This is a genomic window from Vibrio sp. Vb1166, from assembly GCF_033338695.1.
In the GTDB taxonomy this organism is placed as follows: Bacteria; Pseudomonadota; Gammaproteobacteria; order Enterobacterales; family Vibrionaceae; genus Vibrio; species Vibrio alginolyticus.
On sequence record NZ_JAWOTE010000006.1, the window covers coordinates 128,618 to 150,468 of the forward strand.

The following is a 21,851-nucleotide window of genomic DNA, read 5'->3' on the forward strand; positions in this document are numbered from 1 at the left end:
ACCGGTTTAAACGGAGGTTGGCATGGTAAATCTTTTACGACGATATGCAGTAAGCGGTCTTGTTGTCGGCATGTTTGGTTGTTCGTCGTTTGACTACCCAGAACACGGGAAAGGTGGCTTGGCGGAAAGCTATCAAGATATCTCGATCGAGAATTATCAGTTTTCCCCAGTGATGCCTGACGAGCCTTTAGGTCCAGAACATGGGTTAAGGTTTGATTGGCAACTGACCAAGTTACATCTAGACGCACTAATCCAAGAGGGCGCGCGCTGGTGTTTTCCTGCGGCAGTTGTTCAGGCCCTTGAAAAACAAAATAGAATTGCGCGCGAGTTAGAAGGTGGGCTTTTACTCGACGCTGCCAACGACCTTGTGATTCAGCGTCGACGCTTAAACCAGCTCGAACAACAACTCGACTACGTACTGAGCCAAACCACTTGCACACCGCCCGATGATATTGAAGCACTACGTAGCGACCTAAACATAGTCTCGGATATCTATGCACTACTTAATATCGACAACCAGTTTGCTGTCGATTCAGCAGAAATCAACCCGAAGTACATGGGACATTTGGCAGAAGCAGCCTACATTTTACGTGACCACCCCAACCTATCTCTTGTAGTAACGGGGCATGCGGATGCAACTGGAACACCCGATTACAACCAGAAACTTGCTCAAGCGCGTGCGGAACAAGTAAAGCGTTACCTAACCGTATTTGGTATCACTTCAGAGAGAGTCACTACCAAATCTGTCGGAGATAACCTGCCACTCTATGAAGGTGAAACATCTGCCGTGCGTTTAACTAATCGTCGAGTAAGCATCGAGGTTATTAGCCCTAATTCAGATAGCGATACCTCAATAAACCGCAACTCAACGGCAGGAGGCGCGCTATGAACACGATGAAACCATTTATCCTCTTAATGTTGTTGTGTCTGGTTGCGTGGGTACCTTCTTCCATAGCGGATGAGAGCAATACTGTTAAGGTGGGTGATTTAATACAGATTAACTTACCCGGAGAGGCGTCGTTAAACCAAGGGTTTCAGGTCGATCGTCGTGGACGAATTAATTTACCAGAAGTCGGCCCTGTATTAGTGGCCGGCTACAATGAACAACAACTCCAAGACGTGATTATCGACAGGCTAAAGACCGTTTATCGTGACGTTAACAACGCTCGAGTTTTTATTAAACAGCAACAGTTGTTAGTGTCCGTTCAAGGCTACGTGGTCAAACCCGGTGAATATACCTTACCTTCTGGGTCCAACATTCAAATGTTTGTGTACGAAGCTGGCGGCCTGCGCGCAGGGGCTCAGCTTGATAAAATGATCGTGAAACGTGGAAATAAAAACATTGAATTTGACTACAAACGCTTCCTTGATACGGGTGACAATAGCCAGCTGCCAAAACTAGAATCACTGGATGTCTTATTTGTCCCCGCTTCCCCACTCGTAGGGAATATTGAGCAAGAGTTTGATGCAGCAAAACTCGCGAATTCAGGTGACAGCGCAGATTCCGCTCGTGCAATCAAAGTCTTTGGTGAAGTCAACGCACCTGGCTCGTTCTCATACAAGCCAAACACCACGCTAGTTGATGTCGTAATGCGAGCTGGCGGCGTGACACGATATGCCAGTGTTGAGCAAATTCGCGTGATAACAAACAATAACCCAACCATGTTTAACCTGAAAAAGTACCTTGATACTGGAGACCAAAGCCTACTGCCGGAGATCCTGCCAGGTGCCACCATCTTTGTCCCAAAACAGGAAGAAGAAATCAAAGCAGGTGCAAATGTGGTTTACGTGATGGGTGAAGTCGCCCATCCTGGGGCATACGAAGGCAAGCAAGGCGCTAGCTTCATGGATATCCTCGCCAACGCTGGCGGGCCCACTCGCTACGCAGAATCTCGCCAAATTCGCGTTATAAAAGCCGATGGCAAAGTCATCAAATTCGATCTTACCGCGCATACAGAAGGACTATCTTCAGCCAGACCACCAAATGTTGGACCAGGAGACGCGATTTTCGTACCGGAGAAAACCGATTTCAATGAGAAGTCTTGGTTAAAAGTAGCACCTAGTCGAGCGGTCGCAGTGATGGGAGAAGTTGTTCGCCCTGGACGCATCGAGTGGTCAGACGAAATGGATTTGATTGATCTGCTTGCACACGTTGGAGGCCCAACTCGACGAGCTGATACCACCAAAATTGAAGTCGCCAATAACGGTCAAATGACACAATTTGACTTAGACCAATACATTCTGGATGGCTCACCAACATCAAGCCTACCTCAAGTTTCCGCTGGTACAGTAGTAAGGGTACATGCATTGCCTGACGACCCATCCGATAATAAATCGCAATGGGTAAGCCAAAGCTCTGACGCATCGATATACGTTTTCGGGCAAATCAATGCACCTGGGCGCTATCGTTTCACCGAAGATATGCATTTTCTGGATATTTTGTCTGCCGCCGATGGACCGACAATGGATGCAGATATTCACAACATCCGTGTCACACACCGAGGCCTAGGTTATGCCAAAGTGAGTAAATTGAATTTATCGATGTACTTTGAAACAGGCGATGAGTCAATTCTGCCCCACGTTCGTCCTGGTGATACCATTTACATTCCAGAAAAAAACAAAAACTGGTTAGATCGTTCAAAAGAGTCCACGGTACGCGTATTAGGTGAAGTAAGAGACCCAGGGCGGTACGTATTCAATGACAACATGACTGTGCTTGATCTGTTAGCGGAAGCAGGAGGACCAACTGACAATGCCTACCTTGAAAAGATCAGTGTGGTCAATATGTCTTGCTGCCAAGGCCAAGCCCGAACATTTGATTTGGTTAACTTTAGTAAAACAGCCAACATTTATGAGCTGCCAGTCATTCGCGCAGGCGACACGATTTACATTCCCCATAAAGACGAAAGCTTTGTTGAAAAAGCGAGGGCCGGATTAAGAGATATTTTACAAATCACCACAACCATCGTGTTAATAGGAGCGTTGTAATGACTATTCCTGCAACTCACGCTGAGATTGAACAAATTTATCTTCAGAGTGAACAGAAAGGCCACAAAACGATTTGTGTTGTGGGTTGTAAATCTGAAGATGGTGTCACTTCCGTGGCTTCATCTCTTGCAGAGCGCTTGGTTTTAGCAGGCCACAATACTTTGTATGTAGACCTCAACTTATTCAAACCCGCTTATCACACTGTTCACGAATTTGATGATGACGAGAAGGTTGGCCATTTGATCACACGAGAGAATACACATCAAACTTTAGTCGGCCTCCCAGCTCCATCTCTCGCCAGTACTCAGTTAGCGTACCGAGACCCAACAACGCTGAAACAAAACATTGCACAATGGTTAACGCAGTACGAGCGCGTCGTGATAGATACATCACCACTTCTTAGTGTCAACCGAAGCAATATTGCGCCTCAAGTGATTGCTGGCGTATGTGATGCTACTTTGTTAGTAGCGCATTATGGCTCTACGACTGCAACCCAGCTCGAGCAAGCCAAAAAGCTACTCGATGCTAGCGATGCGAACTTGATTGGTTCTGTACTGAACATGAAGCACACTCCAAGCCTGAAAGATGAGTTAATCCGCCAAGTTTCCAAGCTGCGTTTCTTACCAAAAAAGTGGAAAGAAAAACTGTCTCAGCAAATTAAAAAAAGCGAACTGTTTATGTTATAGGGAGCGCTATTATGACGATAAATAATACATTGACTATCGAGCAAGAATTAGTGGATGAGCATATTCTTCAGCAAATGATCAAAGATACGTGCGCCGAAATCATCCCTACCTTGATTGATCACTATGTCGAAGAGTCACGCGATCGCATGGAGAAAATAGAGCAAGCATTAAGCACAAAAGATCTTCAAACATTAGAGTTCGAGGTTCACACACTGGGCAGTTCTGCTCTCGCTCTAGGCAATCGAACGCTTTCAAGACAAGCAAGAATGATTGAGAAGTACTGTGTCGAAGGAAAAATACCAAAAGCATTGGAGCTTTGTGAAACACTTCCTCAACTCGCCAATGAATCGTTTGATGCGTTAGAAAAGCGAAAAGCTCAAGGGTTTGAGTAGTATCAGTGTCTTACTCCCTAGCGAAGCATCGCGTTTGATAAAGCGCGATGCCTACATCATCTCAGAAATTTAGGCTCCAAATTCAGTCACCCTCGCCAAGCCACACACCTTGAAGTTATTTGGGCATAACTTAATCAATTAAAAAGTATGGATTTTTCGCAAATTTCCTACCTTGTGCTAATACTTAAATAACGCTTTCTCAAATTGAGAATTTTCAGCACTAGAAAGCAATAAACCACTCATAACGCCAAATAGTAGTGCTGACAAAAATCATAAAAAATGAAACAAACTACGTTGGGATGGGACTATGAGACCAAGGGTGTTACTGGTAGAGGACTCTACTTCACTAGCCATACTTTATAAGCAGTATGTGAAAGACGAACCTTATGACATTTTTCATGTCGAGACAGGTCGCGAAGCGATTCAATTTATTGAAAGAAGCAAACCTCAGCTCATCATTCTCGATTTGAAACTGCCCGACATGTCTGGCGAAGACGTGCTGGATTGGATCAACCAGAATGACATTCCTACGTCCGTTATTATTGCTACGGCACACGGCAGCGTCGACTTAGCCGTTAATCTAATTCAAAAAGGTGCGGAAGATTTCTTAGAAAAGCCCATAAACGCTGATCGCCTAAAAACGTCAGTTGCATTGCACCTTAAACGCGCCAAATTGGAAGATTTGGTGGAAAATATTCAGTCCAAGTTTGATCGCCACAACTATCACGGATTCATCGGTTCAAGCCTCCCGATGCAGGCGGTATACAAGACCATTGATGCTGTTGCGCCAACTTCTGCCAGTGTGTTTATTGTGGGAGAAAGCGGCACAGGTAAAGAAGTTTGTGCTGAAGCCGTCCACCGCCAGAGCGACCGTAAAGACAAGCCTTTTATTGCAATTAACTGTGGGGCTATTCCACGAGATTTGATGGAAAGTGAGATTTTTGGTCACGTTAAAGGGGCCTTTACTGGAGCAACAACAGATCGAAAAGGTGCGGCGACGCTGGCACATGGTGGTACGCTTTTTCTTGATGAGCTATGTGAAATGGAACTTGAGATGCAAAAGAAGTTGCTCCGCTTTCTACAAACGGGCACTTACACTCCTCTTGGTGGCACTCGAGAAATGAAAGTGGATGTGAGAATCATTTGTGCCACCAACCGAGATCCATTAACAGAAGTAGAAGAAGGTCGTTTTCGTGAAGACTTATACTACCGTGTGCACGTTATACCTATCGATATGCCCCCATTACGTGAACGAGGAAGTGACATCGTCACGCTTGCCAAGCACTTCTTGACCACTTACGCCAAACAGGACAAAAAGAAATTCTCAACAATCGACAGCGAAGCTCAACATATCATCAAGCATTACGAATGGCCGGGTAATGTAAGGCAACTACAAAACATCATACGTAACATTGTGGTGCTTAATAACGACGAAAAAGTCACGGTGAGCCACCTACCCGCTCAACTTACTAAAAAGTCTAAAGTGACGAAAACAACGACGCCTGCGCATGTTGCTCAAGAGTCAGCAAACATTGCACCAATCACACCACCACCTGTTTATACTGAGGAACTTTCACCTTCTGCGGTCGAACCGTCGATTACCGCAGCGGAGCTGCCTGGTACACCGTCCTCTGCTGCTACCTCACCGTACTTTAACTCTGATGGAACCATTCGTCCTATGTGGCAAGTAGAGCGTGAAGCAATTCAAAACGCAATCGCGTACTGTGATGGCAACGTCCTCAACGCCGCTGTCATGCTGGAGTTAAGCCCATCTACGGTTTACCGAAAAAAACAAGCGTGGGAAGCGGATGAAATTAATCTCGAACAATCTTGATAAACCTGCCATTGGTGAAATTTGGATCTTGCTTGATAGCCGTCTATTCGGTGGCATTGAAAGTCACGTTATCGAGCTAGCTCGGGGATTAATCGCCTTTGGACACAAAGCTCGAGTTGTGCTAACCACTGAGTATTCACCAGCCGCTCAGATTGTACAGAAGGCAAAAGAAGCCGCGATCCCTGTGAGTTACTTAAACTATTTGTCTGGCGAGCCCAATAAAGCTTTAAAAATTAAACACCTAACAAGCGCCGTCGCCAATCACCAACCCTCAGTGGTTCACTCCCATGGTTATAAAGCGTCGATTTTGTCGCGCTGCGCCAAACTGCTCACCCGTACGTTTCCTCGTTTGATTTCAACTTATCATGCTGGTGAATCGTCCTCAGGGAAACTATGGCTATACGATTGGCTTGATAGAAGCTCAGGCAGCCTATCTGACCATTGCTTTGCTGTCAGTCCAAGTATTCAGCGCAAAGTTTTTTGTTCTTCAGAACTGCTGAATAACTTTGTTTCGATTCCCAACAGTCAACTCAACTATCAGGAGATCGCTTTTGTCGGCCGATTGAGTCAGGAAAAAGGCGCCGATCAATTTATTGAGGTAGCGAGGCTCTGTCCAACATTACAGTTTAGTATGTACGGTGATGGCCCAGAAAAAGAGTCGCTTAATCAAACTGCCCCTTCAAACGTGACTTTCCTCGGCCATCAAACCGATATGGAAGGTGTTTGGGAAAATATCAGTGTACTTATCATCTCTTCTCGTTATGAGGGGCTTCCAATGGCGGCGCTTGAAGCCATGTCGAGAGGCATTGCCGTGATGAGCTTACGTGTAGGTCGTCTTCCAGATATTATCCAAACGGGTAAAAATGGTTTTATCGTCGAAGACATTCCCTCTCTTGCTAAATGTCTTCATGACTGGATGTCGATTGGTGAAGCGCAACAATCACTCATTCGCCAGAATGCTCGACAAACCATCATTGATGATTTCTCAGCGCAAAGTGTGATTCCCGTATTGCTACAAAAATATCAAATTGAAACGGATCACTAATCCATATTGGTTCTCAATATGAGAATGATGAGTTCCAAACATAAATATCATATAAGATTCAATCACATAAACTAATAGCATATTTTGGCATCTCTATTGCAGCTCAGCAGTTAACGCAGATTAATGACGAGACAGAGGTGACTTATGACTACGCCAAAACGCATTCTATATGTTCATTATGGTGATAATTGGATTCGCGGCAGTGAAGTGGTGCTTCTGGATCTCATTTCAGGAATCGACCGCAATAAGTTTGAGCCATTCGTATGGTCAAACTGCCAACCATTAATCGATAAGTGCCAATCGCTCGGAATTGAAGCGGAACATTCAGCCTTCAATTTGGTGGGTGGTTGGAGCGCTCCACGCTGGGATATTAGCGGGTGGAATAGCCTTATCAAACAAGGCTCAGATTTGATCGAAAAGCACAGCATCGACTTGGTACACGTCAATAGCGGCGGCCCTTGTCAATGGATGTGTTTGGCTGCTCGCATGAATCATATACCACTTGTCACGCAACTTCATTGCCATTATACATTGCGCGATCGCTTCTCTCTCGGACTTCACCTCTCTCCAAAATTGATTTGCGTTAGCAAAGATGTTGGACGCGAAATTATTCAGGACGGCTACCCACAAAACCAACTTCATGTCGTACACAACGGCGTGTCACTTCAAGGCGTGGATACACCCATCGACATTAAAGATCGCCTCGGAATCCCATCACAGGCCTTTACCTTTCTGTCGGTGGGTTCGCTGATTAAGCGCAAAGGGTTCGACCGCCTTATTCGCGCAATGCGCATGCACAACTACCACCACCACAACCCTCACCTTGTTATTGTTGGTGACGGCGAAGAAAGAGAAGCATTGCAACAGCTTGCCGCGGATCTTGGTATCCAAGAACGAGTGCACTTTGTCGGGGAGCAACACAATGCCGGAGCGTGGATGTGTGGTAATGCAGACGCTTTTATTAGCGGCGCCTATGAAGAGGCCTTTGGTCTCGTGCTCGGGGAAGCGGCTTTAGCTCAACTGCCTATCGTGGCTCCTAAAACGGGAGGCATTCCTGAGTTGTTCGAGCATAATCACTCTGCATTGCTGTACCAGAACAGTGGAATGGCGAGCCTGTTAAACGCGATTCAACAAGTCATGCAAGACGCGGCATTAAGAAACAAGCTGGCGGAAAACGCTTACCTACATGCTAGCCAGCACTTAACGACGACTGCATCTATCAACGCTATTGAACGTATTTACGAAGGTGAACTTAATAACAACGCCATTACACCAATGCCAATGACTCACTGCATGAAGCCTCTTTCACGCTGGTTGAGCATCAATTGAGGAGCCCGGTCATGAAACGTGTATTGATGTTCGACGCCATCCCAATGCAAGGTGGATCCAAAATCGCGAATGCAGAGCTCCTTAAGCAGTGCGATAAGCTGAACGTGATTGGTTATCTACTCACTACAAATCCAGAGCATTGGGCGTCACTGCTTAGTGATACACCGCGTGTGCAAGTTATAAAAATAAAACCATCACCATTTAACTCGACTCATGGACTGACCTACTGGTTGATGAACGCTTACTACTTTCTCCAACTTCTCTACGCGTGCATGAAGCTGCCAAAAATAGATAGCTTTTTGGGCCTATCTTGCCCAAGTAATGATATGCCTTTGTACTTACTACGATTAATTAGCAAAAAGCCTGTGGTACAGATGGTTCATGGCCCTATTGGACGATCGAGATCTGCTGGCTACTGCTTAGTAAAAGCATCGGCAATTTACTACTTGGCAAACACCCGCGAATCAATGGTAGAAGCATTACAGGCCTACCTCAAAACAGAGAAGCCAGCCACCGAACGCTATTGGTGTGGTTTGAATACATCTACGTTTGTTAATGGATTATCGAAAGATCGCTGGCCAAAACAAGCGAATCCGATTTCAAGCCGCGTTTTCTGGGCAGCTAGCTTACTAAAATGGAAGAACATCGATCTTTTGCTTGATGCTTTAACACTTGATGAGTCGAAAAAGATCAAATCCACCGTGTGTTACATCAAACCTAACGTGGCAGGTGTGGAATATTCAACACCGGACTTCAACACACAAGGTGTTGAATGGCATGAGTGCCCAAACAACTTAGATGAATTGCGTTCACAGTGTGGTGTGTTTGTTTCCACCAGTCTCAACGAACCTTTTGGGTTATCTATTTTGGAGGCGCTCGCTGCAGGTATGTGTGTCGTCATTCCACATGATGATAGTTATTGGGACCGCGTGTTAACTCACGGCCGAAATTGTATTAAATACACGCCTAACAATGTGGCTTCGTTACACAACGCAATTCGCCTTTTGAATGAATCGCCGTGGATGAAAGTAACGATGGGTATCGAAGCACTCAATGTTTCTCAACTATACACAGCCGAACGTTGTTATTTGCCAATCGCCCAGCACCTTGCTGCCGAAATTGCTACCACCAATGATTGCACACTCAAGACACCGCGAGACATCAAAGGATATGACCATGTCTAAAGCAATGACCAACATGACGCTATTTGCTATCGCCTTAGTGATCAATAAAAGCATCAGCCTAATCATGCTGCCTGTATTGCCCCACTTTCTCTCACCAGAACAAATGGGCAAGCTTGAGCTTTTAACAACCTTTGGTGTTGTTACGACCTTGTTTGTCAGTTTCGTTTTGCATGAAGCGCTTTATCGATTCGTCGGCGTTGAAAAGGATAAAAATACACGCACAAGCCTACTAAACCAGCTGTACTCACTTGCTTTACTCATCGCTGGCGTCGTCGCTCTTAGCTTGCTCACTATCATTTTAATCGCCCCCATTCCCGCGCCTTTTACGCGAGTCGAATTTGCTATTGTTATGTTTGCTATCGTTCTAGAAGGCAGTATTGCAATCGGCACTGCCTGGTTAAGAACACAAGACGACAAAGCAAGAACACTGCTTAACGTCATGGTCACTACCACCATTTTTCAGGTCATTTTTATCGTCGCGGCGCTGTCTGTTCATCCCCATGTTATTTCTGTTTTGTGGGGTGGCTTGTTGGCTGCTATTACTCAATTTGTTTGGCTGCACATCGTTAACCGTTACAATGTCACCCTTCCTAAACTGACATTGGCAAAACAATACCTAAACTACTGCCTACCAATGATGATGGCCGGTTTAGTAGCATTTTGTCTCAATGGCGCTGAACGCTGGTTCATTGGTGCCAACACTTCTCTTGCGACGTTAGGGATTTACGCGATAGCGGTAAAATTTGCAGTGGGCATGTGTATTTTAGTGCAGCCATTTGGCATGTGGTGGATGCCACGTCGATTTAACTACTTAGAAGGGCGCAAGAGCACTGAAGCAGTGCGCATCACACACTTAGGTATGATTTACATTACAGGTTTGAGTGTAGTGGTCGGCACATTAGCAATGGTGATGATCACCCACTTACTGCCAGAAACCTATCATGACGCGGTATTATTCAGCTTATTCTTGCTGCCTATCTCCATGTTAAAAGAATGGAGTGAGTTGATTAACATCTCCATTTTGTACAAGCGTCGTACTCGCTGGCTACTGGGTATAAATGTCGTCTCTGCGTGCGTTGCGATTGCTTTGCTGTTTGGCTTATCTTCTCTGGGTATTTATGGTGTGTTCATTGCGCTTTATTACGCACAACTGTGTAAGCTGGGCCTGACTTATGTAGTAGGCCAACAATGTATGACGTTGCCTTTTCACCTCAGTCTGATGGTTTTATTACAGATTATATCCGGTGTGGCACTGTTCCTGCTTCACTCTTCACAATCAATAGGAATCGCCATCGCAATTTGCATTTTGACATGCAGTTTGCTGGCATGGATAGCCACTCGCTACATGAGTAAAGAGACGCTCAATGCTCTCACTCGATACATAGTGAAAAGGCGTGGACAGGTGAAGAGATACTCGTTATGAATGAAACCAAGGTGAGAACAAAACAGTCCATCGCAGCACTGACGATTACAGTCTGTATCGGCCTGCTTTGGATTGTTATGCCTCATCCCATTTTGATTGTTGCGTTGTGTTTCGCACCACTCGCGTTACTGTTTGTTCTCAATCAAACGTTTTGGCTTGTCACACTGTTCGTTATTTTTTCATTCTTTCGTATTCACGAAGCCTTTCCTGTTATCTATAACTTCAAGATCCCATTACTGTTATCACTGGGGGCACTCGCCGCACTCGCCTTTCACCTTCTTATAAGCCGCCAGATTACAGCTTTTTGGCACCCTTCATTAAAGTGGCTGTGTATATTTTGGGGTCTGGTGATCATCGGAATAATATTCGCTTCCAGTCGTGATATCGCAATAACGGTGTTCAAAAATACCTATTGGAAAATCATCATTATGACGTTGGCCATCACCTGGCTTATTACTAAACCTTCACAGCTCGCTCAGATGTCAAAAGCAATTATTTTCGCCGGATTATTGATTGGCTTAGTGGCATTACAAAACGCTGCGAATGGCATTGATTTAGTCGAAGGAACGCGCGTGTCAATAGGACGATCCATAGGTTCAGTACTTGGCGATCCTAACGATTTGGCACTAGTGCTGATGTTTCCCCTTGCCTTTACCGTTAGTCAATTGATGGAGAAGCATTCCCCCAAGCATCTCAGGCTCTTTGCCCTTATCACCTGTTTGGTTTTGTTCTTTGCGATAATTGAGACTCAGAGCCGCGGTGGGTTACTCGGTTCACTGTCTGTATTTGCCTACTTTGCTTTTAAACACATCAAAAGCAAAACATTAGTCTTGGTACTAGGCGCCATCGCAGCGATCGTACTCTACGCATTCGCTGGTATTTCAGGACGAGAATCGGGGGGAGCCGCTGAGGATGGTATAGATGCCTCTGCGATGGGGCGACTTTATGCGTGGGAAGCGGCATTTAAAATGGCGCTGCATCATCCGTTGACTGGCGTAGGTCTAGATAACTTCTACTTTAATTACTATTTCTACAGCCCACACTGGGATGGTATCAACCACGCCGTCCATAGTACTTGGTTTGGCGTGTTAGCAGAAACGGGTTTTGTCGGGCTCGCGGTGTTCATTACTTTAATTGTGTCATTGATCCGCACCTCTTTGCATTCCATCTCATTGCTGACACCAAAATCAGATTACACCCTCTCTGTAGGAGCAAACGCCGTGTTAAGTGGGCTTATCGGTACCATCGTATCAGGCACTTTTCTGACTCAAGGTTTCACCTGGCCAATTTACATTCTAGCGGCATTAACAGTTGTCGTTAGCCGAATTGTTCAAAGTGACTGTCAAAATGAGAAATCCTAGTTTCAAACATAAACAAAACCCATAACTCACTGTTTTAAAATGGCTAATTCCTTGGCACGCATTGTGATTACTCACTTAATTAGTAATCAAATAACCAAGACTCAAGGAGAGCCACATGACGGACATCGTAGTATTTGGAGAAGATTTTGGTGGGCTACCCTCTTCCACTCAGCATATTGTCAAGCAACTAGCAGCGAACCATCGAATCCTTTGGGTGAACTCCATTGGCCTTCGTCAACCTAAGCTGGATTCTAAAGACATACAGCGTGCGTTAAACAAACTCACTCGTGTATTTCATAACGTAGGCTCACACAAGCCAACATTGGACTCTGAAACAAACCCAAACATTCACATCATCAACTTGCTCACCATTCCTGCCCCTAGTTCTGCATTAGCAAGAAAAGTGGCCGCTAAGATGATGAAACACCAACTCAACAAACAATTACAAGCTCTTGGTTTTGATAAGCCTGTATTTTGGACGTCGCTCCCGACTGCTGCCGATCTTTGTGCAGAAATGAACCCACGTGGACTGATTTACTATTGTGGCGATGACTTTAGCGCTTTAGCTGGTGTTGACCACGACACGGTGGCCAAGCACGAACGTACTCTTGTTAATGCGGCCAGCGTTATCTTTACGGCAAGCGAAACACTCTCCACCAAATTTCCATCTGGTAAAACCGTCACTTTGCCTCACGGTGTCGACGTTAGTCTGTTTTCTGAGCCAGCACCTAAGGCTGAAGATTTTCCTAATAATGGTCGCAAAGTGCTGGGCTTTTATGGCAGTTTGTCTGAATGGTTAGACTACGACTTAATTGCCCAAGTCGCAGACCAAGCGCCTGACTGGGATCTCGTGTTCATCGGCCCTAACGAGTTCAGTGATAATCCACTTCCACAAAGATGCAACGTATACTACCTGGGCCCGAGAGCGCATCACACTCTGCCAAGCTACTCCCAACACTGGGATGCCAGTTGGTTGCCCTTTGTTGATAACGCTCAAATCAAGGCATGTAATCCGCTTAAACTTCTTGAGTACTTGGCAACAGGAACCCCTGTTATCAGCACACCGTTTCCTGCATTAATGCCCTACAAACATATGCTTCATGTGGTTCAAGATGTCGAAGACGTGCGTGCCAGTCTCGATCACCTCCTACCGCCACCGACAGATTCAAAGTCATTTGTTCAACAGCAAAGCTGGGAAGCAAGAGCCAACCAAGTTGATAAATTAGTGAGGGCGCTATGAACGATTTGAGAGAGAACCTTAGTGTATTACTACATGGCGCTTGGCGACGTCGTTACATGATCGTTATCCCTATGCTTGTCTTGCCGGTGCTGGGCTTCATCGTAAGTAAGCTGGTTCCGACGACTTATGTTGCTCATACCAGCATGCTTATTCAAGAGACAGCGAAAATGAACCCGTTCCTTCAAGACCTTGCCGTCTCAACAATGCTTAAAGACCGATTGAGCGCACTCAGTACTCTGCTAAAAAGCCGACACGTTTTGTATTCTGTCGCAAAAGAACAATCGCTGATCAATGACGAGATGAGTGCAAAAGAGCAAGAGTTCATCATAAAAGATCTTGCGTCGCGCCTGTCTGTTCAGCCACTCGGTAAAGACTTCATTCAAATTCAATTGCAAAGTGGTAAATCAGAAGGAATGGAGTCGATGCTGCTCTCTGTCAGAGAGCATTTTGTCGAACAGCTTTTGGCTCCTGAGCGTTCTTCGATTAAAGATTCGAGTCATTTTTTGACTATCCATATCAACAAACGCAGGGAAGAACTAGACAAGGCTGAACAAGCTTTTGCAGAGTATAAAAATACTTACTCAGACGCGACACCCGAAATGCAAGCTCAAAGCCTTACTCGCCTTGCTAGCCTCAAACAAACGCTAGCCGAAAAGGAGGCGGAGCTTGCTGGTGTTTCACGAAGTCTAGGCAGTTTGGATCAACAACTATCCAAAACGAACCCGGTTATCGGTAAACTGGAAGAGCAAATCATCGACATTCGTAGTGAACTTACCCTGCTTCGCGCTAAATACACAGAGGCGCATAGTTTAGTGCAAGGTAAGTTGCGAGAATTAAACCGGTTGGAGCAGGAACGCTCGGTACTCTTGAACTCTAAACAACCAGAACTAAACAGTGCTCAACTATGGGATATCGCGAGCAATACCACAGTAAACAGTCTTGGCGAAGCACAGCCTCTACTTGTCTCCCAACTACATCAATTACAAATGATGCGCGGACGTTTTGAAGCACTTACGGAAGAAACCAACAGCTTGCGAGACATGATCCAAGAATTAGAGCGAAATGCGCACCAATTTGGGAGCACAGCAACAGAAATCAACCGCTTAGCTCGTGACGTCGCAGTGAAGAGAGAAATGTATGATGAACTCGTCGAACGCTATGAGATGGCCCAACTAACGGGTTCTTTGGGAGAGTTTGAAGAGAATAAGCGCGTAAAAATCATTGATGAACCGTTCACGCCAACGATTCCAACTAACTTACCTAGTTTTGTATTTGTCATTTTAGGATTTATTGGTGGCGCTGGTTTAGGCATTGGATTAGCGACGATACTAGAGTTAGCCGATAACTCTATCCGCTCTAAAAGAGCATTAGAAAAACACCTTGGTGTTCCTGTCATCACCACTTTACCTAACGTAGTGTACGGAAACTAACCGCCATAAGAACTCATTTACAAGCACTCGGTCGGCGAGTGCTTTTCTTTTACTACTGCCTTATACAGCCTCATAGCATGTCCACTAATATGAATCTCAAATTGAGAATAAACATAGAACTTCACACGAGCTGAAATTAACCTATTGTTTTTAAGTGTTTAATTTCTTGGCACGCTGTCTGCAATTCCTAAATAAACAAAGAACTCAACGAGGGTTTGAAAATGGAATTCAGACAAAAACACAATAACACTAAGCACAGCAAAAAAGTGATATTACACGTCGTGCAACACTTAGCTCCTGGCGGTTTAGAAACGCTCGTGCTAGAAATGCTTCGTTTTGCGCCGCCAAACCATTCCGTTTTTGTCGTGAGCTTAGAAGGAAGCAAAGAACATGCACTACAAGGCTGGCAAAAACTGTTGCCCTACCAAGGCCAACTACACTTTCTTAATAAAAGACCTGGATTCAGCGGGAAGACCATCGCTACGCTGACTTCAATGATAAAAAGAATGCGACCAGACGTGGTCCACACCCATCATATCGGCCCACTTCTGTACGGTGGTATTGCTGCACGTTTAGCGCACGTACCTGTAGTAATTCATACCGAGCACGACGCATGGCACCTTAATAACAAAAAATCAGCTCAACTACAGTCCCTTTTGCTAACGATGATTCGCCCGCAAGTGGTTGCCGATGCTAACTTTGTCGCCCATCAAATACAGACTAAGTTAAAGTATCGCAAAGTTTGTACTATCCATAACGGGATTGACTGTCAGAAGTTTAAAAGCGGTGACCAAACGGCAACAAGACACTTGTTTGAACTTCCAACCGACAAAATCGTGATTGGCGTTGCCGGGCGTCTAGAAGCAGTTAAAGGCCATAAAGTGCTTATCGAAGCCTTCTCTCATCTTACGCCAAACACACACCTAGCCATTGCTGGAGATGGTTCTCAGCGAGCTCAATTGGAAGCACAAGTTAGAACGTTAAAACTTGAAGATCGAGTAACCTTTTTAGGTTTGGTGGACGATATGCCCAGCTTTTACCAAAGCCTAGATTTGTTTTGCTTACCATCACTTCAAGAGGGCTTTCCTCTCTCAACCCTCGAGGCTCAAGCATGTGACATTCCTTGCGTCGCGACGGATGTTGGCGGCGTGAAAGAGACGCTCTGCCCGAACAACAGCACACTGGTTGAAGCAAATCGCGTGTTTTCGTTGGCCGAAGCGTTATCACAGCAACTGGAATCATCACACCATTCTCCTCGAACTTTTATTCTCAAACACTTTGATATCAGAGACATGGTGAGTCGCTACTCACGTTTGGCCAAGGAGGCTAGCTATGAATGATTTACTTTGGATTATAGGGTTTGGTTTATCCGCGTTTTTGATTGTCTATCATCACGTTGGGTATCCACTGCTCCTTAAGTGGCTTCCTTTAAAACAGCAAGACGAAACCAAAGCACCATTTGTAGAGCGAGCTTACAAAGCCTCCAAAGCAGATAACCAGCTACCCTCTATTACTGTCATCGTGCCCGCCTACAATGAAGAACAATGGATAGCAGAGAAGATCCGTAACCTTGCGAGCCTAGATTACCCGAGGGATAAATTAAGAGTAGTGATCGCATGTGATGGCTGCACAGATAACACAGCCGAGATTGCTCAAGCGACAATTCAAGAAGCAATCTGCTCTGATACTCTGTTCATTATTAATGATCACCAAGTCAATCGCGGTAAAGTTGCCCTACTCAACGAAGAAATGCGTCATGTTAGCTCGGACATTACCGCACTGAGTGACACGTCGGCATTGATTTCTTGCGATTCTCTGTTGCTAGCTAGTCAGCATTATCAAAATGAGAACGTTGGAGTGGTTAACGCAACATATCAAATAATGAGCACTGATAACCAAGGTGAAGCGGCGTATTGGCAATACCAGTCTCGAGTAAAGCACCAAGAATCCTTGTTAGGTTCAACGATTGGTTCCCACGGTGCGTTTTACACTTTCAGAACTCACTTATTTGAACCACTGGAAGTTAGCACCATTAATGACGACTTTATTCTCCCTATGAGAATCGTTTTGCGAGGCTATAGCGCTATTTACGAGCCAAACATGCTGGCGCTTGAGCTCGAACAAAGCTCAGATGACGCAGATTTCAAACGACGCCTAAGAATTTCAGCAGGTAACATGCAGCAGCTCATGCAATTAAAGAAATTACTGCTACCTCGCTATCGTGGCACTGCCTTTGCATTTCTATCGGGAAAGGTCCTGCGCTTAGCAACACCCTATTTGATGATTGTTTGCTTTATTTGCTCACTACTACTGGCACACAATCCGCTGTTTCAAGTAATGCTGTTCGCACAAGTTGGTATTTATAGCATCGCGCTTATCACTTACTTGATGCCAGCACTTAACACAATTAAACCTTTTAAGCTGATTAGTTACATCGTCATTGGTCATCTCGCCAACTTTATCGGCGGTATGAAATATTTACTCGGAATGGAAAATGGACGTTGGAAACGCGTCAACCAATAAGGAAAGCATCATGAAAAACTCACGCTACGATTCAAATGTATGCCACGCGAAAAGAACGTTTGATGTACTGGTTGCAATACTTATTTTGGTCGTCACTGCACCACTTTTCCCATTTATCGCGCTAGCGATCAAAACCACATCGAAAGGCCCTGTGATTTATCGCCAATTGCGAGTAGGACGCTGCACACCAGAAAAAATGGATCTTTTTCAAATCATGAAGTTTCGCACCATGTATATTGATGCAGAGCAACGCTCTGGCGCAGTATGGGCAACTGAAAATGATCCCCGCATCACGCCAGTAGGACGCTTTTTACGCAAAACACGTTTAGATGAACTACCTCAACTGTTTAATGTGTTGAGAGGTGAAATGTCGATGATTGGGCCGCGCCCAGAACGCCCAGCTTTCTACCAGAAATTGGAAGATGAAATCCCCTACTTTGTAGAGCGCACATATGGCGTGTTACCGGGTATCACAGGCTTAGCTCAGGTTAACCAAGGCTATGATGCATGCATTGAAGATGTAAGACGCAAAGTTGGGTTTGACCACAGTTACGCACTAAGCTTAGGTTCGTTTTACTCTTGGATTTCAATGGACCTTTCAATCATGAGCAAAACATTCGTTGTGATGATTGACGGACGAGGTCAATAACTTCCGGTTCTGGTAACGGTCACTCTTGCCACTGGCGGCGCATCTTTTCTATCGTCGCTGGTGGCACGTCATGAATGCTTTGATACGCTCCGTGACACACTTTAATTTCCACCTCGATGCGCTTCTTCATGCAGTAGTCCATGTAACGCTTCATCTCCCAATGTCGAACAAACGTATTGCTCACAATCACGACTCTCCCTTTGTTCAACCACTTTCTAGTTTGCTGAAAACACCACTCATGCGCTTGAGGTAATTGAACCGGTTCAAAGTGATAATCACCTTCATCATTTTCAAAATACATGTCAGCTTCAAAATGCTTAGCACCAAGCTCTATCGCTAGTTGTTTTGCTAAGGTTGTTTTACCTGAACCCGGAAGTCCACGAATAAGAATGAGTTTAGCCAGTGACATAATGCAGTTTAATGAGGTGGGAATAAGCCTAAACTGTAACGAAATTATTGGAAAAGAAAAGTAGAAATAAAAAATGCCGAGCACATTAGGCTCGGCATTTAAACTCAATCATGGATCGTGTTGTATTTATTTGTAAGCTGGCAGTTCTGTTCTTAACCCTTTCACCAAACTTACGCACATCAACAGCAGAACAAAAGTAAACGGTAACCCTGTTGCAACAACGCCTGATTGCAATGCTTGCAAGGCTTCTTTACCACCAACCCAAAGCATTACGGCTGCAATTGCGCCTTCAATACACGCCCAGAAAATGCGTTGCGGTACTGGTGCATCAATCTTACCACCGGCGGTAATACTATCGATAACCAGCGAGCCAGAGTCTGACGATGTAATAAAGAATACCAGAATCAGCACGATAGAAAGCATTGAAATCACTGAGCTATACGGAAGCGCATCGTAAACATGGAACAGAGTCAATGAAATATCAGTTAGGCCATTTGCACCTAGCTCACCAATTTTATTCACCACTTGGTCAAGCGCGATACCACCAAACACAGACATCCAAATCAAAGTAACAACTGTAGGAATAACGATGACTGCGAATAAGAATTCTCGAACCGTACGACCTTTAGACACACGCGCGATAAACATACCAACAAACGGTGACCAAGATACCCACCAAGCCCAGTAGAATACCGTCCAGCCGTGCATCCAAGTTTCATCTTCACGACCGTGAGGGTTACTCAATGGAATAATATTTTCAATGTAAGCCATTGTTGTGTCGCGTAGCGAGCTCCACGCCGTATCAAACGTGATTACGGTAATGAAAATAAGCAGCGCAAACGCAACCACCATATTGACGTTACTCAGTAGCTTAACACCACCATCAATACCACGAATCACTGATAACACCGCGATAAAGGTAACGAAGGTGATCACAATCATTTGTGTACCAATGCCGCCTTCTAGCCCAAAGACATGGTTAATACCACTGGTCGCCTGCTGAGCACCTAGACCTAGCGACGTTGCAAGACCAAATAGCGTCGACAAAACGGCAAGGATATCAATAACGTGACCTAACCAACCCCATGCACGGTCACCAAAAATTGGATAGAACGCCGCGCGCAATGAAAGTGGTAAACCTTTGTTAAAGGCAAAAAACGCTAATGCTAGTGCAACGAGTGCGTAAATACTCCAACCATGTACACCCCAGTGGAACATGGTGGCACCCATCGCGAGAGATTTCGCTTCTTCTGTGTATGGCACTGCGTTCAGTGGCATTCCCCACCAATCAGTGAAGTACGCGGTCGGCTCCGCCACACTCCAGAACAGAAGACCAATACCCATACCCGCGGCGAAAAGCATCGACAACCAAGAAACGGTTGAGTGATCCGGCGTTGCTTCTTTGCCTCCTAAGCGGATTTTACCTAGCGGAGAAAAAAGAAGAGCAACGGCGAACAATAAGAAGAAGTTTGTCGACCACATAAAAAACGCATCAAACTGTTCGATAATTCCGTTTTTTAGACCGTTTAATACGTCACGAGCAGTGGTTGGCTCAACAAGAAGAAGTGAAATCAGACAGAAAACAACGAGCCCCGCACTAATGCCAAAAACCGGATTATGTATATCGAATCCCCACTTTTGAACGTTATCCTGTCCAACCTGATAATCGGTTGTATCAATACTATATTTTTTAAATGCATTATCCATAAATACAAATTTAACGTGAATTTGAAACGCCCCTCAGGTGAGAAGAACTCCAATACCGCCCTCCATTAATTTGAACTCTAAAGTTTTAAGGCGGGACGAATTTTAGCAGCAATCACATATTTTTGCAAAAAGTCGTGATTTATTGCATTTTAAGCTCAATTCGAGACAGGTGAAGGGGAAATAATATCAACACAAAAATTATGAGGTCTAACGATTGATTTTGTCGTAGGTTGTAGACTAGAAAAGGCACAAGAAATACTTAAGTTCATAGCCAGTCACTGCGCAAATAGAGAAGACCTGCGATGATTTGGTTTCACAATTAACGACGAAACCAAATCAGCAAACCTTTCATCCAGCGAGCGTTATAAGAAATGGAAGGTGATGTTCCCTGTTACGCTGCTAACGGTATCGCTATCGCCTTCAATATCCACGCCAAACGCTTGATAACTAGCGCCCACAGACACATTGTCAAGCAAGAAGTATTCGGCACCAACACCATACATGTAAGAGACGCCATCATCTTTGTCTAAGTTTCTAAGTCCACCGTCATAATCAACGTTGAATGCATTGATGCCGCCTTTTGCGTAAACGTGTAACGGGCCGAAGTCGATACTAGGTTTCGCCGCTAAATAGAATGAATCAAAATCAGCACTACCCCTGCTGCCACTCAAAGATAAATCCACTTTGCCGTGATTAAAGTAGCCTGCTTCAATGCCAATGAACGGCAAAATACCAGTACCGACATGAATACCGTAGGTTGTATCATTTTCGCTGTCGATATCGGACTGACCAATTTGGCCACCAGCGTAAATCCAAGAGTCAGCCATTGCTGACGTTGAGCACAACGTTAGAGCGAATAACGAGAGTGTTTTTTTCATACTATCCCTTCCTGATCGATTCCTAAGCGAAACATTACGCAAACATGCGCATTTAATCGCCACTATATATTGGAAAGCATAGGCATTTTAAGACTCTAAAAGTGAATAATTTATGTTCAACTTTTGTTTTGTGACTTCCAGACAAAAAAACACCGACATAAAGCCGGTGTGTTTCATATGGTGTTAGAAAGCTTGACGCTTATAGGAAATGTAGTGTTGCGTTAACAGAGAACGTGCTGATATCGTCTTTACCAGCAGTGTAGTTCATGTAGCTAGCACCAACAGACATCGGGCCAAAAATGAAGTACTCAGCACCCACACCGTACATTAGGTCCAAATCGTCATCGTCTTTGCCGCCTTTCACTTTTTTGTCCCACTGATGGAAACCACCTTTTGCGTACACGTGTAGCGGACCGAAGTCGATGCTTGGCTTAAGTGCTGCGTAGTAAGAAGTTAGCTTAGTGTCTTGACCATTTACGTTAAATTCACCGTGTTGTGTTACACCAGCTTCAACACCAATGATAGGTAGAATGCCTGTACCAACGTGAACAGAGTATGATGTGTCTGTCTCACCTTTGTAGTCAGACTGACCTACTGTTGCACCACCGTAAATCCAAGAATCCGCCATTGCCGCAGAAGATGCGCCAAGTAGCGCCACTGCTAATAGAGTTTTTTTCATCATCTACCTTTACTCTTTATTATTCCCACGTCTGCATAACTCAGTCGTTGGTACTACAAATAAAGGGAGGCGAACTATTGCCTCCCAGAACTAA

Annotated in this window: 19 protein-coding genes; 15 read left to right on the forward strand and 4 right to left on the reverse strand. The window is 44.9% G+C overall.

Going from position 1 to position 21,851, the window contains the following annotated elements; all coding sequences use genetic code 11:
- Window positions 1–22 precede the first annotated feature (22 nt).
- The 15 genes from R7E51_RS09030 (at window position 23) to R7E51_RS09100 (ending at window position 18,084) form a co-directional block, all read left to right on the forward strand.
- A complete protein-coding gene (locus R7E51_RS09030) occupies window positions 23–889 on the forward strand; it encodes an OmpA family protein (protein WP_017820663.1) in 867 nt (288 codons plus the stop codon).
- The gene (locus tag R7E51_RS09035; RefSeq protein WP_017820662.1) at window positions 886–2,988 is read left to right on the forward strand and encodes an SLBB domain-containing protein; all 2,103 of its coding nucleotides are present in this window, start codon (window positions 886–888) and stop codon (window positions 2,986–2,988) included. Before R7E51_RS09030 ends, R7E51_RS09035 begins: the two co-directional genes overlap by 4 nt.
- Window positions 2,988–3,674 carry an AAA family ATPase gene (locus tag R7E51_RS09040; RefSeq protein WP_005377635.1) on the forward strand — a complete coding sequence of 229 codons (687 nt, stop codon included), beginning with the start codon at window positions 2,988–2,990 and terminating at the stop codon, window positions 3,672–3,674. Before R7E51_RS09035 ends, R7E51_RS09040 begins: the two co-directional genes overlap by 1 nt.
- Window positions 3,675–3,685: 11 nt before the next feature.
- Entirely contained in the window at window positions 3,686–4,066 is a 381-nt protein-coding gene (locus R7E51_RS09045; protein WP_005377636.1) for an Hpt domain-containing protein, read from the forward strand.
- A gap of 307 nt (window positions 4,067–4,373) precedes the next feature.
- Complete coding sequence (locus R7E51_RS09050) at window positions 4,374–5,900, forward strand: sigma-54-dependent transcriptional regulator (RefSeq protein ID WP_031777249.1); 1,527 nt, start codon at window positions 4,374–4,376, stop codon at window positions 5,898–5,900.
- Entirely contained in the window at window positions 5,875–6,945 is a 1,071-nt protein-coding gene (locus R7E51_RS09055) for a glycosyltransferase family 4 protein (RefSeq protein ID WP_206958001.1), read from the forward strand. Before R7E51_RS09050 ends, R7E51_RS09055 begins: the two co-directional genes overlap by 26 nt.
- Window positions 6,946–7,089: 144 nt before the next feature.
- Entirely contained in the window at window positions 7,090–8,274 is a 1,185-nt protein-coding gene (locus R7E51_RS09060) for a glycosyltransferase (RefSeq protein WP_005377639.1), read from the forward strand.
- Between the two features lie 11 nt (window positions 8,275–8,285).
- Window positions 8,286–9,458, forward strand: coding sequence for a glycosyltransferase (locus tag R7E51_RS09065; protein WP_206958003.1), 1,173 nt, complete (start codon window positions 8,286–8,288; stop codon window positions 9,456–9,458).
- Entirely contained in the window at window positions 9,451–10,881 is a 1,431-nt protein-coding gene (locus tag R7E51_RS09070) for a lipopolysaccharide biosynthesis protein (RefSeq protein WP_005377643.1), read from the forward strand. Before R7E51_RS09065 ends, R7E51_RS09070 begins: the two co-directional genes overlap by 8 nt.
- Window positions 10,878–12,242 carry an O-antigen ligase family protein gene (locus tag R7E51_RS09075; RefSeq protein WP_005377645.1) on the forward strand — a complete coding sequence of 455 codons (1,365 nt, stop codon included), beginning with the start codon at window positions 10,878–10,880 and terminating at the stop codon, window positions 12,240–12,242. Before R7E51_RS09070 ends, R7E51_RS09075 begins: the two co-directional genes overlap by 4 nt.
- 115 nt (window positions 12,243–12,357) lie before the next feature.
- Window positions 12,358–13,482 carry a glycosyltransferase gene (locus R7E51_RS09080; RefSeq protein ID WP_206958005.1) on the forward strand — a complete coding sequence of 375 codons (1,125 nt, stop codon included), beginning with the start codon at window positions 12,358–12,360 and terminating at the stop codon, window positions 13,480–13,482.
- Entirely contained in the window at window positions 13,479–14,912 is a 1,434-nt protein-coding gene (locus R7E51_RS09085; RefSeq protein ID WP_005377649.1) for a GumC family protein, read from the forward strand. Before R7E51_RS09080 ends, R7E51_RS09085 begins: the two co-directional genes overlap by 4 nt.
- Window positions 14,913–15,133: 221 nt before the next feature.
- Window positions 15,134–16,252, forward strand: coding sequence for a glycosyltransferase (locus tag R7E51_RS09090; RefSeq protein ID WP_206958007.1), 1,119 nt, complete (start codon window positions 15,134–15,136; stop codon window positions 16,250–16,252).
- A complete protein-coding gene (locus R7E51_RS09095; RefSeq protein WP_047102240.1) occupies window positions 16,245–17,435 on the forward strand; it encodes a glycosyltransferase family 2 protein in 1,191 nt (396 codons plus the stop codon). The genes R7E51_RS09090 and R7E51_RS09095 overlap by 8 nt, the downstream gene beginning before the upstream one ends.
- Window positions 17,436–17,445: 10 nt before the next feature.
- Window positions 17,446–18,084, forward strand: coding sequence for a sugar transferase (locus tag R7E51_RS09100; RefSeq protein ID WP_206958010.1), 639 nt, complete (start codon window positions 17,446–17,448; stop codon window positions 18,082–18,084).
- Between the two features lie 19 nt (window positions 18,085–18,103).
- Here R7E51_RS09100 and R7E51_RS09105 read toward each other — a convergent pair whose 3' ends face one another.
- The 4 genes from R7E51_RS09105 to R7E51_RS09120 all read right to left on the reverse strand — a co-directional run bounded on the left by R7E51_RS09105 (window position 18,104) and on the right by R7E51_RS09120 (window position 21,757).
- Window positions 18,104–18,493 carry an ATP-binding protein gene (locus tag R7E51_RS09105; RefSeq protein ID WP_005377656.1) on the reverse strand — a complete coding sequence of 130 codons (390 nt, stop codon included), beginning with the start codon at window positions 18,491–18,493 and terminating at the stop codon, window positions 18,104–18,106.
- A 126-nt stretch (window positions 18,494–18,619) separates the two neighbouring features.
- Window positions 18,620–20,200 (reverse strand): BCCT family transporter, encoded by a 1,581-nt coding sequence (locus R7E51_RS09110; RefSeq protein WP_206958011.1) that lies wholly within the window; start codon window positions 20,198–20,200, stop codon window positions 18,620–18,622.
- Between the two features lie 362 nt (window positions 20,201–20,562).
- The gene (locus tag R7E51_RS09115) at window positions 20,563–21,078 is read right to left on the reverse strand and encodes an outer membrane beta-barrel protein (RefSeq protein ID WP_005377661.1); all 516 of its coding nucleotides are present in this window, start codon (window positions 21,076–21,078) and stop codon (window positions 20,563–20,565) included.
- A gap of 199 nt (window positions 21,079–21,277) precedes the next feature.
- Window positions 21,278–21,757, reverse strand: a complete 480-nt coding sequence (locus R7E51_RS09120; RefSeq protein WP_021033871.1) for an outer membrane beta-barrel protein — start codon at window positions 21,755–21,757, stop codon at window positions 21,278–21,280.
- Between the last annotated feature and the right edge of the window lie 94 nt (window positions 21,758–21,851).